5 protein-coding genes, 1 tRNA gene and 2 rRNA genes (1 of these 8 only partly in view) are annotated in these 16,844 nt (G+C 68.2%); 7 read left to right on the forward strand and 1 reads right to left on the reverse strand.

Annotated features, from left to right (window positions below):
* From RWE79_RS29010 to RWE79_RS29025, 4 genes are all read left to right on the forward strand, one after another.
* Nucleotides 1–3,021, forward strand: a 23S ribosomal RNA gene (locus tag RWE79_RS29010); it begins 104 nt to the left of the window's first position.
* Between the two features lie 75 nt (nucleotides 3,022–3,096).
* A 5S ribosomal RNA gene (gene rrf / locus RWE79_RS29015) occupies nucleotides 3,097–3,213 on the forward strand.
* Between the two features lie 141 nt (nucleotides 3,214–3,354).
* Nucleotides 3,355–4,329, forward strand: a complete 975-nt coding sequence (locus tag RWE79_RS29020) for a DegT/DnrJ/EryC1/StrS family aminotransferase (protein WP_475943016.1) — start codon at nucleotides 3,355–3,357, stop codon at nucleotides 4,327–4,329.
* A 67-nt stretch (nucleotides 4,330–4,396) separates the two neighbouring features.
* Nucleotides 4,397–4,469 (forward strand) — tRNA-Thr (locus RWE79_RS29025).
* Between the two features lie 71 nt (nucleotides 4,470–4,540).
* On the opposite strand, the gene RWE79_RS29030 is transcribed toward RWE79_RS29025, so the two are convergent.
* Nucleotides 4,541–7,150, reverse strand: a complete 2,610-nt coding sequence (locus RWE79_RS29030) for a SpoIIE family protein phosphatase (RefSeq protein ID WP_475943017.1) — start codon at nucleotides 7,148–7,150, stop codon at nucleotides 4,541–4,543.
* A gap of 304 nt (nucleotides 7,151–7,454) precedes the next feature.
* Here RWE79_RS29030 and RWE79_RS29035 point away from each other — a divergent pair, with 304 nt between their 5' ends.
* The 3 genes from RWE79_RS29035 (at nucleotide 7,455) to RWE79_RS29045 (ending at nucleotide 16,732) form a co-directional block, all read left to right on the forward strand.
* Nucleotides 7,455–12,977 (forward strand): HAMP domain-containing protein, encoded by a 5,523-nt coding sequence (locus RWE79_RS29035; RefSeq protein ID WP_475943018.1) that lies wholly within the window; start codon nucleotides 7,455–7,457, stop codon nucleotides 12,975–12,977.
* Nucleotides 12,978–13,206: 229 nt separating this feature from the next.
* Nucleotides 13,207–13,902, forward strand: a complete 696-nt coding sequence (locus RWE79_RS29040) for a response regulator (RefSeq protein WP_475943019.1) — start codon at nucleotides 13,207–13,209, stop codon at nucleotides 13,900–13,902.
* Nucleotides 13,903–14,032: 130 nt separating this feature from the next.
* Nucleotides 14,033–16,732, forward strand: a complete 2,700-nt coding sequence (locus RWE79_RS29045; protein WP_475943020.1) for a DNA translocase FtsK — start codon at nucleotides 14,033–14,035, stop codon at nucleotides 16,730–16,732.
* Nucleotides 16,733–16,844 lie beyond the last annotated feature (112 nt).

Genomic DNA, 16,844 nt, shown 5'->3' on the forward strand with positions numbered 1-16,844 from the left:
CCGGGGGTGTCCGAATGGGGAAACCCGGCAGTCGTCATGGGCTGTCACCCATACCTGAACACATAGGGTATGTGGAGGGAACGCGGGGAAGTGAAACATCTCAGTACCCGCAGGAAGAGAAAACAACCGTGATTCCGGGAGTAGTGGCGAGCGAAACCGGATGAGGCCAAACCGTATGCGTGTGATACCCGGCAGGGGTTGCGTATACGGGGTTGTGGGATCGTACTTCGATGGTCTGCCGGCCGTCGGGCGAGTCAGAAACCGTATGGATAGGCGAAGGACATGCGAAAGGTCCGGCGTAGAGGGTAAGACCCCCGTAGCTGAAATCTGTACGGCTTGCTTGTACGACACCCAAGTAGCACGGGGCCCGAGAAATCCCGTGTGAATCTGGCGGGACCACCCGTTAAGCCTAAATATTCCCTGGTGACCGATAGCGGATAGTACCGTGAGGGAATGGTGAAAAGTACCGCGGGAGCGGAGTGAAATAGTACCTGAAACCGTGTGCCTACAAGCCGTGGGAGCGTCGCGCATCGAGTTTACTCGGTGCGTCGTGACTGCGTGCCTTTTGAAGAATGAGCCTGCGAGTTTGCGGTGTGTTGCGAGGTTAACCCGTGTGGGGAAGCCGTAGCGAAAGCGAGTCCGAATAGGGCGATTGAGTAGCGCGCCCAAGACCCGAAGCGGAGTGATCTAGCCATGGGCAGGTTGAAGCGTGGGTAAGACCGCGTGGAGGACCGAACCCACCAGGGTTGAAAACCTGGGGGATGACCTGTGGTTAGGGGTGAAAGGCCAATCAAACTCCGTGATAGCTGGTTCTCCCCGAAATGCATTTAGGTGCAGCGTCACGTGTTTCTTGCCGGAGGTAGAGCACTGGATAGGCGATGGGCCCTACCGGGTTACTGACCTTAGCCAAACTCCGAATGCCGGTAAGTGAGAGCGTGGCAGTGAGACTGTGGGGGATAAGCTCCATGGTCGAGAGGGAAACAGCCCAGAGCATCGACTAAGGCCCCTAAGCGTACGCTAAGTGGGAAAGGATGTGGAGTCGCAGAGACAACCAGGAGGTTGGCTTAGAAGCAGCCACCCTTGAAAGAGTGCGTAATAGCTCACTGGTCAAGTGATTCCGCGCCGACAATGTAGCGGGGCTCAAGCGTACCGCCGAAGTCGTGTCATTGCAGCATGTACTCCCAACGGAGGCTGTGATGGGTAGGGGAGCGTCGTGTGCCGGGTGAAGCCGCGCCGGAAGGCAGTGGTGGACGGTTCACGAGTGAGAATGCAGGCATGAGTAGCGATACACACGTGGGAAACGTGTGCGCCGATTGACTAAGGGTTCCTGGGTCAAGCTGATCTGCCCAGGGTAAGTCGGGACCTAAGGCGAGGCCGACAGGCGTAGTCGATGGACAACCGGTTGATATTCCGGTACCCGCTTTGAAACGCCCAGTATCGAACCAGGCGATGCTAAGTCCGTGAAGCCGCCCTGATCTCTTCGGAGTTGAGGGGAGTGGTGGAGCCGACGGACCAGACCTGTAGTAGGTAAGCGATGGGGTGACGCAGGAAGGTAGTCCAGCCCGGGCGGTGGTTGTCCCGGGGTAAGGGTGTAGGCCGTGTGATAGGCAAATCCGTCACACATTGAGGCTGAGACCTGATGCCGAGCCGATTGTGGTGAAGTGGATGATCCTATGCTGTCGAGAAAAGCCTCTAGCGAGTTTCATGGCGGCCCGTACCCTAAACCGACTCAGGTGGTCAGGTAGAGAATACCGAGGCGTTCGGGTGAACTATGGTTAAGGAACTCGGCAAAATGCCCCCGTAACTTCGGGAGAAGGGGGGCCATCACTGGTGATCCGATTTACTCGGTGAGCTGGGGGTGGCCGCAGAGACCAGCGAGAAGCGACTGTTTACTAAAAACACAGGTCCGTGCGAAGCCGTAAGGCGATGTATACGGACTGACGCCTGCCCGGTGCTGGAACGTTAAGGGGACCGGTTAGTCGCATTTCGGTGTGGCGAAGCTGAGAACTTAAGCGCCAGTAAACGGCGGTGGTAACTATAACCATCCTAAGGTAGCGAAATTCCTTGTCGGGTAAGTTCCGACCTGCACGAATGGCGTAACGACTTCTCGACTGTCTCAACCATAGGCCCGGTGAAATTGCACTACGAGTAAAGATGCTCGTTTCGCGCAGCAGGACGGAAAGACCCCGGGACCTTTACTATAGCTTGATATTGGTGTTCGGTTCGGCTTGTGTAGGATAGGTGGGAGACTGTGAAGTCATGGCGCCAGCCATGGTGGAGTCGTCGTTGAAATACCACTCTGGTCGTGCTGGATGTCTAACCTCGGTCCGTGATCCGGATCAGGGACAGTGTCTGGTGGGTAGTTTAACTGGGGCGGTTGCCTCCTAAAATGTAACGGAGGCGCCCAAAGGTTCCCTCAGCCTGGTTGGCAATCAGGTGTTGAGTGTAAGTGCACAAGGGAGCTTGACTGTGAGACTGACGGGTCGAGCAGGGACGAAAGTCGGGACTAGTGATCCGGCGGTGGCTTGTGGAAGCGCCGTCGCTCAACGGATAAAAGGTACCCCGGGGATAACAGGCTGATCTTCCCCAAGAGTCCATATCGACGGGATGGTTTGGCACCTCGATGTCGGCTCGTCGCATCCTGGGGCTGGAGTCGGTCCCAAGGGTTGGGCTGTTCGCCCATTAAAGCGGTACGCGAGCTGGGTTTAGAACGTCGTGAGACAGTTCGGTCCCTATCCGCTGTGCGCGTAGGAATATTGAGAAGGGCTGTCCCTAGTACGAGAGGACCGGGACGGACGAACCTCTGGTGTGCCAGTTGTCCTGCCAAGGGCATGGCTGGTTGGCTACGTTCGGGAGGGATAACCGCTGAAAGCATCTAAGCGGGAAGCCTGCTTCGAGATGAGTATTCCCACCAACTTGATTGGTTAAGGCTCCCAGTAGACGACTGGGTTGATAGGCCGGATGTGGAAGCCCTGTAAGGGGTGGAGCTGACCGGTACTAATAGGCCGAGGGCTTGTCCTCAGTTGCTCGCGTCCACTGTGTAGTTCTGAAGTAACGAACCGTGTTGTTTTCCGGTGGTCGTTAACTTCATAGTGTTTCGGTGGTCATAGCGTTAGGGAAACGCCCGGTTACATTTCGAACCCGGAAGCTAAGCCTTTCAGCGCCGATGGTACTGCAGGGGGGACCCTGTGGGAGAGTAGGACACCGCCGAACAATCTTTGATAGAGAGCCGTACCCCCGACTTCGGTCGGGGGTACGGCTCTTTGCGTTGTCATAACCCTATGTTCATACGCTGCTCAGGCTCCGATCATGCGGGCTGGGAATGCTGTCGCCGTCGGCTAATGGAGGTGCGGCATGCAGCAGGCCTTGGTCCAGGGCGCGGAAGTGGCAGCTCTGGAGACGGAGTTCTCAGCGGTGGCCGGCAATCGGCACTGCGTGGTTGTGGATTCGGGGACGGCGGCGCTGCGGCTCTCGCTGCTGGCCCTGGGGATCGGGGCCGGGGAAGAGGTCATCCTGCCGTCGTTCGCGCCCACATCGACGGCGGAGGCGGTCCGGCAGGTCGGGGCGATACCGGTGTTCGCCGACATCGACCCGCTGACGTTCTGCCTGGACCCGGACGCGGTGGCGGCGGCGATCACCCGGCTCACGGCGGCCGTGCTGCCGGTGCACCTCTTCGGGCACCCGGCGCCCGTGGACGCACTCACGGGCCTCGCGGAGCGGCACGGCCTGGCGATCGTGGAGGACGCGACGCAGGCGCAGGCCGCGGCCCTCGCGGGGCGCAGGGTGGGGACGTACGGCGTGATGAGCGTGTTCGCGGTCGAGAACGGTGCCGTGGTGACGACCGAGCACCCGGAACTGGCCCGCGCGGTGAAGGAACTGAGGGCATCCGGCCGCCACGAGGTGAGGATCTCGGACGAGGACGCGGCCGTGGGACGCCGTGAACTGGCCGGGCTCCCCGGGGCGGTGGCCCGGCAACGGGCGAACTGCCGTTATCTGGACTCGGCACTGACCGGGGTGGTCGTGCCGTATGTGGAGCCCGGGGCGCACCACGTCTACCACCGGTACACGGTGCGGGTGCCGGGCAACGGCCGGCCGGACCGTGACGCCTTCGCGCTGGCGCTGGCGGCGAAGGGGGTGCGGGCCCGGGTGAGCATTCCGACGCCCTTGCACCGGCTGGCGGTGAACCGGGCCAGGGTGGCCGGTGCGTATCTGCCCCGTACGGAGGCGGCGGCGGGGGAGACACTGTCGCTGCCGGTGCATCCAAACCTGAAGGAGCGCGAGTTGGAGCGGATGGCCTCGGTGTGCAACGTTCTGGGCGGGCTGCTCTGAGCGGCGGGCCCGATCATGGATTTTCACAGGCGGGCGTGAATGGGCTAAGATCTTTCACGTCGGCCAGGCCCCAATAGCTCAGTCGGCAGAGCGTCTCCATGGTAAGGAGAAGGTCTACGGTTCGATTCCGTATTGGGGCTCAGAACAGCGAAGGCCCCCGCCGGTCGGCGGGGGCCTTCGTCGTGTCCGGATGCGTACGGATGCGTACGGATCACTCCGGGATGCGCATCGCGAGGATCGCCATGTCGTCGGAGGGCGCGTCGGAGGCGAAGCGTTCGACGGCCCGCTGGATGCGGGCGGCCACAGCTCCGGCGTTGAGGCCGGTGCAGGTGGCGAGGACGTCGGCGAGGCCGTCGTCGCCGAGCATCCGGGTGCCTTCGCGGCGCTCGGTGACGCCGTCGGTGACACACAGCAGTACGTCGCCGGGGGAGAGCTCGATGGTCTGCTCGACCAGTTCCAGGTCCTCCAGCACGCCGAGCAGCGGCTGCGGGTCGGCGGCGGACTCCACGGTGCCGTCCTGACGGAGCCGCAGCGGCAGGGGGTGGCCGGCGCAGACCACCTTCAGGACGGCTCCGCCCTCGGGGCGGGGCCACAACTCGCCGTAGAGCAGGGTCAGGAAGCGGCTGCGGGCGCCCTCGTCGAGGATGGCGGCGTTGAGGCGCTCCAGGACGGACGGGCCGCTGAAACCCTCGCGGGCGAGCAGCCGCAGGGCGTGGCGGGCCAGACCGGTGACGGCGGCGGCTTCCGGGCCCGTGCCGCAGACGTCGCCGATGGCGAAGCCCCAGCAGCCGTCGCGGATCGGGAAGACGTCGTAGAAGTCGCCGCCGACCTCGTTGCCCTCGCCGGCGGCGCGGTAGACGACCTCGACCTCGACGCCGGGGATCGTGGGGAGGCCGGGCGGCAGCAGGCTGCGCTGGAGGGCCTGGCTGATGGCGGTGCGCTCGCTGTACAGCCGGGCGTTGTCCAGGGCCAGCGCGGCCCGCCGGGAGAGGTCCTCGGCCAGTTCCAGGATCTCCTGGCGGAAGCGCTCGTCCGATGGCTTGCCGAGGGTGAGCATGCCGATCACGCGGTTGCGGGCCACCAGCGGCAGGACGACCGTCTCGCCGCCGACCGCCGCCGCTGTGGCCAGCGCCGTCCCGGGCCCGGTGGCGGGCCGGCCGGGCTCGCCGAGGCCGAGGCTGCGCAGGGAGGCGCGCAGGGCCGTGGAGTGGGCGGCGTCGGCGGGGGCGGTCCACAGGCGGGCGCCGGGCGTCGGGTCGGGGGCCGGCGGGTGGACCTTGGAGAGCAGGGCCTTGATGCCGTCGATGCGGTCCTCGTCCTCGTGGAGCACGAAGGCGAGTTCGGGTTCGGCCTGTTCGGCGATGGTGTAGACGGCGCACCAACTGGCCAGCGTGGGCACGGTCATCTGGGCCATCAGCGCCAGTGTCTGGTCGCGTTCCAGCGTGCCGGCCAGCAGGTCGGAGGCCTCGACCAGGAAGGACAGCGAGCCGCGTCGCAGCCGCTCCAGTTCGGTCAGCCGGGCGCTCTCGACGGCCAGGGCGATCCGGTCGGCGGCGAACTGCAGCCGCAGCGCCTGCTCGTTGGAGTAGCGGCCCGGCGACTCGGCGGCGACGCCCAGGGACCCGGTGAGCCGTCCCTCGACCTTCAGCGGCACGGTGACGATGGACCGCATCCCGGTGCCCGCGAGCAGCGGTACGGCGCCGGGGACGGCGGTGAGGTCCTCGTGGACGGCGGGCATGCGCGCGCTGCCGTAGCGGCCGGTGCCGGCCTCGACGGGGACGCGGGCGAAGCGCTGGCGGGCCGAGGGCAGGCCGGTGGAGGCGCGGACCTCCAGTTCGGTCTCGTCGTCGGTGGCCAGCAGCAGGTACGCGGCGTCGCCGTCCAGCATGTCGCGGGCGCGTTCGACGGTTCGCTGGAGCAGGCCGTCCAGGTCGTCGGGGGCCGGGGAGCCGATGAAGGTCTCGAACGGGTCGGCGGCCTTGACGCCGCCCGCCGAGCCGTCGGCGGAGCCGGAGACATGGCCCCGGCCGGGGTTCTGCAGCACGGCCCGTTCGTCCTCGCGGACCAGCAGGCAGACGGTCGACGGCTCGCCGGAGGTGTCGCGGACCCGCAGGTGGGACCCGTAGACCGGCAGGATGCGGCCGTCGGCGCCGCGGACGCCGTAACTGCCCTCCCAGCGCGACAGCAGCAGCGCCTCGGCGATGCCGTGGCCGGTGCCGGGGGTCTGCGGCCAGGCGGCGAGGTCGCCGAGGGGCTTGCCGACGATGTCGCCGGCCGGGTGGCCGAAGAGCTCGGCCGCGTCGTCGTTCCAGCGGGTGATGACGCCGCCGCGGTCGACCTGGACGACGGCGACGCGGACCCGTTCATCGGTGAGCGGGAGGGCGGCGACGGGCAGGACGGGGCCGGCGGAGCGGGTGCCGGTGGGGCGCTGGGGAAGGTCGAGCTGGAACCAGACCTGTTTGGTCTCGGGGCTGTACTCGACACCCCAGCGGGTGGCCAGCGCCGAGCAGAGCAGCAGCCCGCGGCCGCCCTCGTGGTCGGGGTGGGCCTGGCGGTGGGCGTCCTGGAGGGGGAGGTCGCGCTCGGGGTAGTGGTCGCGGACCTCGACCCGCACGGCGTCCTCGTAGCGCAGGCACTCGACGTCGGCGGCGGTGCCGGCGTGGACGACGGCATTGGTGACCAGCTCGCTGGTGAGGACGACCGCGTCGTCCACCACATCGGAGAAGCCCCAGCCCTGCAGCGTGTCGCGGACGAACGCGCGCGCGGTGGCGACCGAGCGTCCGACCGGCTCGAAGGTGGCCGCTGCCCGCGCCGTGATCACAGATCTCCTCGTTTGTCGTGGGACGTGCGTGTCTGCGTCTGTGCCCGCGTCCGCGTCGGGTCGCTGTACCTGCACCGTCGGCCCCCATGAGGTGTGCGCCCGGTTCGTGGCGGGCAGCCGGATGCCAGGTTACTTACCCCCGCTGATCGCGCGTGCGCCGGTTGCGGGTGTTTCCGACCCGATCATGACGCCGGACCTGTGCGATGCTGCCGAACTGTTATGGCCGGGCACGGGCATGGTGAAACACTGGGCATGCCCACATACAGGCACATGCAGGTCGGTCAACCCCTCTGGGAGGGACACGGTGGAGTCTGGCGCATCGGCACGAGGCGGTGTGACAACCGCTTCGACGCGGAGCAGTTCCGCGCGGTCGAAGAACACACGGCCCCGGGCCAACGGGACCGTCGAGGTGGACACTGCCGCCCTGCACAGACTGCTCGCGGCCCTGGCGTCCATGCGGGACGGCAACTTCCGCAAGCGGCTGACGGTCTCCGGCGACGGGGTGATGGCGGAGGTCGCCGCGGTCTTCAACGAGGTCGCGGACCGCAACCAGCACCTCACCGGTGAACTGGCCCGGGTGCGCAGGGTCGTCGGCCGGGAGGGCAAGCTCACCGAGCGCCTGGAGATCGGGGCCTGCGAGGGTGCCTGGGCGGCGGCCATCGATGCCTCGAACGCCCTGGTGGAGGACCTGGTACGTCCCGTGTCCGAGGTCGGCAGGGTGCTGTCGGCGGTCGCCGAGGGCGATCTGGAACAGCGGATGGACCTGCGTTCGCAGGGTTCCGACGGCTCGGCGCACCCGTTGCGCGGGGAGTTCCTGAAGGTGGGGCGGACCACCAACGGGCTGGTCGACCAGCTGTCGGCGTTCACCGACGAGGTGACCCGGGTGGCCAGTGAGGTGGGCACCGAGGGCAAGCTCGGCGGCCAGGCGCGGGTGCGCGGAATGTCGGGTTCGTGGAAGGACCTGACGGATTCGGTCAACACGATGGCGTCCCGGCTCACCGCGCAGGTGCGTGACATTGCTCTCGTCACGACGGCGGTGGCCAAGGGCGACCTGTCCCGCAAGGTCACCGTGCATGTGGCCGGCGAGATGCTGGAGCTGAAGAACACCGTCAACACGATGGTGGACCAGCTGTCGTCGTTCGCCTCGGAAGTGACCCGGGTGGCCCGCGAGGTCGGCACCGAGGGCGAACTCGGCGGCCAGGCGCAGGTGCCCGGTGTGGCGGGTGTGTGGAAGGACCTGACGGACTCGGTCAACCTGATGGCCGGGAATCTGACGGCCCAGGTGCGGGACATCGCGCAGGTGACGACGGCGGTCGCCAACGGCGACCTGTCGCAGAAGATCACGATCGGCGCGCGCGGCGAGGTCGCGCAGCTCGCCGAGACCATCAACGCGATGACGGAGACGCTGCGTACGTTCGCCGACGAGGTGACCCGGGTGGCGGGCGAGGTCGGCGCCGAGGGCCAACTCGGCGGCCAGGCGCAGGTGCCGGGTGCGGCGGGCATCTGGAAGGACCTCACCGATTCGGTGAACACCGCGTTCCGCAACCTCACCGCCCAGGTGCGGGACATCGCGCAGGTGACGACGGCGGTCGCCAACGGCGACCTGTCGCAGAAGGTCACGGTGGACGTCTCCGGCGAGATGCTGGAGCTGAAGAACACCGTCAACACGATGGTCGACCAGCTCTCCGCCTTCGGCGCGGAGGTCACGCGGGTGGCCCGCGAGGTCGGCGTCGAGGGCGAACTCGGCGGCCAGGCGCAGGTGCCCGGCGCGGCGGGGACCTGGAAGGACCTGACGGACTCCGTCAACACCGCGTTCCGCAACCTCACCGGCCAGGTCCGCAACATCGCGCAGGTGACGACGGCGGTCGCCAACGGCGACCTGTCGCAGAACGTCACGGTGGACGTCTCCGGCGAGATGCTGGAGCTGAAGAACACCGTCAACCGGATGGTGGCCCAGCTCTCCTCCTTCGCCGCCCAGGTGACCCGGGTGGCGCGTGACGTGGGTACCGAGGGCCGGCTCGGCGGCCAGGCCCGGGTGGACGGCGTCAGCGGCGTCTGGAAGGACCTGACGGACTCCGTCAACTTCATGGCGGGCAACCTGACGTCCCAGGTCCGCCAGATCGCGCAGGTGACCACGGCGGTGGCGCGCGGTGACCTGTCGCAGAAGATCGAGGTCGACGCCCGGGGCGAGATCCTGGAGCTGAAGAACACCCTCAACACCATGGTCGACCAGCTGTCGGCCTTCGCCGACCAGGTGACCCGGGTCGCCCGCGACGTGGGCACCGAGGGCCGGCTCGGCGGCCAGGCGCAGGTGCCCGGTGTGGCCGGCGTGTGGCGGGACCTGACGGACTCGGTGAACGGCATGGCCGGCAACCTGACCGCCCAGGTCCGTAACATCGCGCAGGTCGCCACGGCGGTGGCGCGCGGTGACCTGTCGCAGAAGATCGACGTGGACGCCCGGGGCGAGATCCTGGAGCTGAAGAACACCCTCAACACCATGGTCGACCAGCTCTCCTCCTTCGCCGAGCAGGTGACCCGGGTGGCCCGCGAGGTGGGCACCGAGGGCATCCTCGGCGGCCAGGCCGAGGTCAAGGGCGTGTCGGGTACGTGGAAGGACCTCACCCAGTCCGTCAACTTCATGGCGACCAACCTGACCAGCCAGGTGCGTACGATCGCCGAGGTCACCACCGCCGTCGCGCAGGGCGACCTGTCGAAGAAGATCACTGTCGACGCGAAGGGCGAGATCCTGGCCCTGGTCACCACCGTCAACACGATGGTGGACCAGCTGTCGGCCTTCGGTGACGAGGTGACCCGGGTGGCCCGCGAGGTGGGCACCGAGGGCCAGTTGGGCGGTCAGGCCCGGGTCCGCGACGTGTCGGGCATCTGGAAGGACCTGACCGACAACGTCAATCTGATGGCCAACAACCTGACCGGTCAGGTGCGGTCGATCTCCTCGGTCGCCACCGCCGTCGCCAACGGCGACCTGACCAAGAAGATCACCGTCGAGGCGCGCGGCGAGGTCGCCCAGCTCGCGGAGACGATCAACACCATGGTCGACACCCTGTCGGCCTTCGGTGACGAGGTGACCCGGGTGGCCCGCGAGGTGGGCACCGACGGCATCCTCGGCGGCCAGGCCCGGGTGCCCGGGGTCGCGGGCACCTGGAAGGACCTCACCGAGTCGGTGAACTTCATGGCGTCCAACCTCACCGGCCAGGTCCGCAACATCGCCGAGGTCACCACGGCCGTGGCCCGGGGCGATCTGTCCAAGAAGATCGACGTGGACGCCCGGGGCGAGATCCTGGAGCTGAAGACCACCATCAACACGATGGTCGGCCAGCTGTCCGCCTTCGGTGACGAGGTCACCCGGGTGGCCCGCGAGGTGGGTACGGAAGGGCGGCTCGGCGGCCAGGCCCGGGTGCCGGGGGTCTCCGGCATCTGGAAGGACCTCACCGAGTCGGTGAACCTGATGGCCAACAACCTCACCCGGCAGGTCCGCAACATCGCCCAGGTCGCCACCGCGGTGACCCGCGGCGACCTCAACATCCGTACCGACGTCGACGCGGCCGGTGAGATCCTGGAACTCCAGGACTACATCAACACGATGATCGTCCGGCTGCGCGAGACCACCCTGGCCAACAAGGAACAGGACTGGCTCAAGGGCAACCTCGCCCGCATCTCCGGCCTCATGCAGGGCCGGCGCGAACTGGGCGACGTGGCCGGTCTCATCATGAGCGAGCTGACCCCCGTGGTCTCCGCGCAGCACGGCGCGTTCTTCCTCGCCGAGGAGATCGAGACCGAGGAGAGCACCGACGAGGGCGAGCGGTACGCGTACGAGCTGCGGCTCGTGGGCGCGTACGGCTTCTCCCGGCGGACCATGCCGACGGCCTTCCTGCCCGGTGAGGGACTGATCGGCACCGCCGCCGTGGAGAAGCGCACGATCCTGATGGAGAACGTCCCGCCGGGCTATCTCCGGATCGCCTCCGGGCTCGGCGAGGCGCCCCCGGCGCATGTCATCGTGCTGCCGGTGCTCTTCGAGGAGCGGGTGCTCGGGGTGATCGAACTGGCCTCCTTCCAGCCCTTCACGCAGATCCAGAAGGACTTCCTGGGCCAGATCACCGACATCATCGCGATCAGCGTCAACACCATCAGCGTCAACACCAAGACGGAGGGCCTGCTCAAGCAGTCCCAGGAGCTCACCGAGCAGCTGCGGGAGCGCAGCGCCGAGCTGGAGAGCCGGCAGCAGGCACTGGAGCTGTCCAACGCCGAGCTGGAGGAGAAGTCCGACCGGCTGGCCCGGCAGAACCGGGACATCGAGGTCAAGAACACCGAGATCGAGGACGCCCGGCAGGTCCTGGAGGAGCGCGCCGAACAGCTCGCGGTCTCGATGCGCTACAAGTCCGAGTTCCTGGCCAACATGTCGCACGAGCTGCGCACCCCGCTCAACTCGCTGCTGATCCTGGCCAAGCTGCTCGCCGACAACGCCGAGGGCAATCTGTCCCCGAAGCAGGTCGAGTTCGCCGAGACCATCCACGGCGCCGGATCCGACCTGCTCCAGCTGATCAACGACATCCTGGACCTGTCGAAGGTCGAGGCGGGCAAGATGGACGTCAGTCCGACCCGGATCGCGCTGGTGCAGCTGGTGGACTACGTGGAGGCGACCTTCCGGCCGCTGACCGCCGAGAAGGGCCTCGACTTCTCCGTACGGGTGTCGCCGGAGCTGCCGGTGACGCTGCACACCGACGAGCAGCGGCTGCTGCAGGTGCTGCGCAACCTGCTGTCCAACGCGGTGAAGTTCACCGACTCCGGGTCGGTGGAGCTGGTGATCCGCTCGGCCGGGGCCGAGGCGCCGCAGTCCATCCGCGAGCAGCTGCTGGAGTCCGGCTCGCTGCGCGACCCGGACCAGCCGCTGATCGCCTTCTCGGTCACCGACACCGGTATCGGCATCGCCGCCAGCAAGATGCGGGTGATCTTCGAGGCCTTCAAGCAGGCGGACGGCACGACCAGCCGCAAGTACGGGGGCACCGGTCTGGGGCTGTCCATCAGCCGTGAGATCGCGCGGCTGCTCGGCGGCGAGATCCACGCCGACAGCCAGCCCGGCCGGGGCTCGACGTTCACCCTCTACCTGCCGCTCAGCAGCGGCGAACAGCCCCCGCAGGGCTTCCCGGCGCTGCCGGCCGGAGCCGACACCGGCGCCGATGCCGGGATCGCCTCCGGCTACGACACGGTCGCCGGCCATCCCGCGTACGGGCCGCACACCGGGCACGCCCTGCCGCCCGGCGGCCGGGGCCGCAGCGCGGGCAGCAGCCTGGCCCGGCTGCGCCGCCGGTCCGCCGGATCGGGCACGCCGGCGCCGGTGCACACCCAGCCGTCGCAGCAGCAGCCGGTTCCCGACTCGTGGGTGGACCCGGTGCAGGGCGACGGCAGCTCGTACACCGGCTTCGCGGGCGGCTTCAGCGGCGAGAAGGTGCTGATCGTCGACGACGACATCCGCAATGTCTTCGCGCTCACCAGCGTCCTGGAGCAGCACGGTCTGACGGTGCTCTACGCGGAGAACGGGCGCGAGGGCATCGAGGTGCTGGAGCAGCACGACGATGTGGCGGTCGTCCTGATGGACATCATGATGCCGGAGATGGACGGCTACGAGACGACCACCGCGATCCGGCGGATGCCCCAGTTCGCCAACCTGCCGATCATCGCGCTCACCGCCAAGGCGATGAAGGGCGACCGGGAGAAGAGCATCGAGTCCGGGGCGTCGGACTACGTCGCCAAGCCGGTGGACACCGACCACCTGCTGGCGGTCATGGAACAGTGGATGCGGTCCCGTTGAACCTCCTGATTCATATGACACGCCGTGGTCGATCAGGTGTGAGAGGACGTGATTCGGGGAACCTTCTGGTCTCCGCTTGCGTTTCTGCTACGTGCACAGTGACATGGCGGTGACAGGGCGTGGCGGACGGCGGGGTGTGGCTACCATGACCGGCACAAGGGCGGGCGGCGTTCAGGAGTCGTCCGCGGGGGTGGCACCCGGTGCAGTACCGGGGCGAGGAGGGCGGGCCATGGTGCAGAAGGCCAAGATCCTCCTGGTCGACGACCGGCCGGAGAATCTGCTCGCGCTGGAGGCCATCCTCTCCGCGCTCGATCAGACCCTGGTGCGGGCGTCGTCCGGGGAGGAAGCGCTCAAGGCGCTGCTGACCGACGACTTCGCGGTGATCCTGCTCGATGTCCAGATGCCGGGGATGGACGGGTTCGAGACGGCGGCCCACATCAAGCGCCGGGAACGCACCCGGGACATCCCGATCATCTTCCTGACGGCCATCAACCACGGGCCGCACCACACCTTCCGCGGCTATGCGGCCGGGGCCGTCGACTACATCTCCAAGCCCTTCGACCCGTGGGTGCTCCGGGCCAAGGTGTCGGTCTTCGTCGAGCTCTACATGAAGAACTGCCAGCTCAGGGAGCAGGCGGCGCTGCTGCGGCTGCAGCTCGAACAGAACGGCGGCCCGCAGCAGCCCGGTCAGGCCGGTCGTGGCCCGCAGTCCGCCGGGCTGCTCGCGGAGCTGTCGGCCCGGCTGGCGGCGGTCGAGGAGCAGGCCGAGGCGCTGTCCAAGCAGCTCGACGAGTCCACGGACACCGCGGCGGTCGCGACCGCCGCGCATCTGGAGCGCAAGCTCACCGGGCTGCGCAGGGCGCTCGACGCGCTGGAGCCGGGTTCGGGTTCCGGCAGCGACATCAGGCCGCCGCAGCAGGACTGACACCCCGCGCACCGGCCGCCGCTGACGTGGCGTCGCCCCCGTCGGCCGTGCGATCACGGGGGCGCGACACGAACGGGGGTATCAATGGGCACGCGTGTCCCCTGCGGTCATCGGCGGTAACCTCAGCACCATGGCCTCTCGTACGTCCGGCACCGCCAGGAAGGCTGCCGCCAAGCCTGCGGCCAAACCCACGGCCAAGCCGGCGCCCAAGCCGGCGGCCCGGCCGGCCGGCAACGGCAGGAAGGCCCCGGCGAAGCGGCCCCCCGCCAAGAAGGCGGCGGCCAAGCCCGTTCCCCGGCCCGCGCCCTCGCCCACCAACGCCGTGTACCGGCTCGTGCGGGCCCTGTGGCTGGGGCTGGCGCACGCGGTCGGGGCGGTGTTCCGCGGGGTGGGACGTGGTGCGCGGGGGCTCGATCCGGCGCATCGCAAGGACGGCCTGGCGCTGTTGCTGCTCGGGCTGGCGCTGGTGGTCGCGGTGGGTACGTACTCCGATCTGCAGGGGCCGGTCGGCGACCTGGTGGAGATACTGGTCACCGGCACCTTCGGTCGGCTCGATCTGGTGGTGCCGGTGCTGATCGGGTCCGTCGTCTGGCGGCTCATGCGGCATCCCGAGCAGAACGACGCCAACGGACGCATCGTCATCGGGCTGTCCACGCTGGTGGTGGGCGTGCTGGGGCTGGTGCACATCGGCTGCGGCTCGCCAGGGCGCGGCCAGGGCGCGAAGGCCATCCGGGACGCGGGCGGCCTGATCGGCTGGGGGGCGTCGGCGCCACTGGAGTTCACGGTGGGCAGGCCGCTGGCGGTGGCGCTGCTGACGCTGCTGACGTTCTTCGGGCTGCTGGTGGTCACGGCCACCCCGATCACCGCCATCCCGCAGCGGCTGCGCGAGCTGGCCATGTGGCTGCGGCTGCTCGAAGCCCCCGACCCCGAGGGCGAGGACGTGACGCTCGGGGAGTTCTTCGAGGACGACGCGGCGGTCGAGCCCAGGCCGCGCCGGCAGCGTACGAAGCGCCCCCGCGACCCCCAGGCGTCCGACGCCGGGGAGTACGGGATGGACGCGGTGGACGTGGCGGCCGCGGCGGCCGCCGATCTGGACGGCGCGGTGATGTACGGGGTGCAGCCCTCGCCGCTGGTGGCCGGGCTCATCAACTCCCCGGTGCGGGGCGCCCGGGAGGAAGCCCCCGGAGCCGGCGCCGACGCCGGACGGGAAGCCGGACGCGCAGCCGATGGCGGAGCCGCAGCCGGGTCCCGGCCGGCGCGGGTCCCGGGGGTCGTGGCGGACCTGACGAAGCAGCCGGCCCCCTCCGAGGGCGCCCCGCTGCCGCCGCGTGCCGAGCAGTTGCAGCTCTCCGGCGACGTCACCTACTCCCTGCCGCCGCTGGACCTGCTGGAGCGGGGTGGCCCGGGCCGTACCCGTACCGCGGCCAACGACGCGGTCGCCGACCAACTGCGCGACGTGTTCTCCCAGTTCAAGGTCGACGCCCAGGTCACCGGCTTCACCCGGGGGCCGACGGTGACCCGCTACGTGGTCGAGCTCGGCCAGGCCGTCAAGGTCGAGCGGATCACGGCGCTGGCCAAGAACATCGCGTACGCCGTGGCCAGTCCGGACGTACGGATCATCAGCCCGATCCCCGGCAAGTCGGCGGTCGGCATCGAGATCCCCAACAGCGACCGCGAGCTGGTCATGCTGGGCGATGTGCTGCGCTCGGCGGACGCCCAGGGCATGGAGCACCCGATGACGGTGGCGTTCGGCAAGGACGTCGAGGGCGGCTACGTCCTGGACAGCCTGGCCAAGATGCCGCACATGCTCGTCGCCGGCGCAACCGGGGCGGGCAAGTCGTCCTGCATCAACTGCCTCATCACCTCGGTGCTGGCGCGGGCGACGCCGGACGAGGTCCGGATGGTGCTGGTCGACCCCAAGCGGGTCGAGCTGACCGCCTACGAGGGCATCCCGCACCTGATCACCCCGATCATCACCAACCCCAAGCGGGCCGCCGAGGCACTGCAGTGGGTGGTGCGCGAGATGGACCTGCGCTACGACGACCTGGCGGCGTACGGGTTCCGGCACATCGACGACTTCAACGCGGCGGTGAGGTCGGGCAAGGCCAGGACGCCCGAGGGCAGCGAGCGGGAGCTGACGCCGTATCCGTATCTGCTGGTGATCGTGGACGAGCTGGCGGACCTGATGATGGTGGCCCCGCGCGACGTGGAGGACGCCATCGTCCGCATCACCCAGCTGGCGCGAGCGGCCGGCATCCACCTGGTGCTGGCGACGCAGCGGCCCAGCGTCGATGTGGTGACCGGTCTGATCAAGGCGAACGTGCCCTCACGGCTGGCCTTCGCGACCTCCTCGCTCGCCGACAGCCGGGTCATCCTGGACCAGGCCGGAGCCGAGAAACTCATCGGAAAGGGTGACGGGCTGTTCCTGCCGATGGGCGCGAACAAGCCGACCCGGATGCAGGGCGCCTACGTCACGGAGGTGGAGATCGCCGCCGTCGTCGAGCACTGCAAGGCCCAGCTGACCCCCTCGTACCGCGAGGACGTGGTGGTGGGCGGCGGTCCGAAGAAGGAGATCGACGAGGAGATCGGCGACGACCTGGACCTGCTGTGCCAGGCGGCGGAGCTGGTGGTGTCCACGCAGTTCGGCTCCACCTCGATGCTCCAGCGCAAGTTGCGTGTGGGCTTCGCGAAAGCGGGCAGGTTGATGGACCTGATGGAATCGCGCGGGATCGTCGGTCCGAGTGAGGGATCGAAGGCCCGCGATGTACTGGTCAAGCCCGACGAGATGGACGGAATCCTCGCGGTGATCCGCGGCGAGGGCACCCTTTAGGCCATCAGGCCTCACTCGCGAAAGGGCGGGGGCAACCGTTTCTCCTGCCCGTACGTCAAGTTAGTGCAGGAGGAAGACGCATGCCCGCCCGTCGGAGGCCCGACCGGGCCCG

It is taken from the genome of Streptomyces sp. RLA131 (assembly GCF_056270125.1).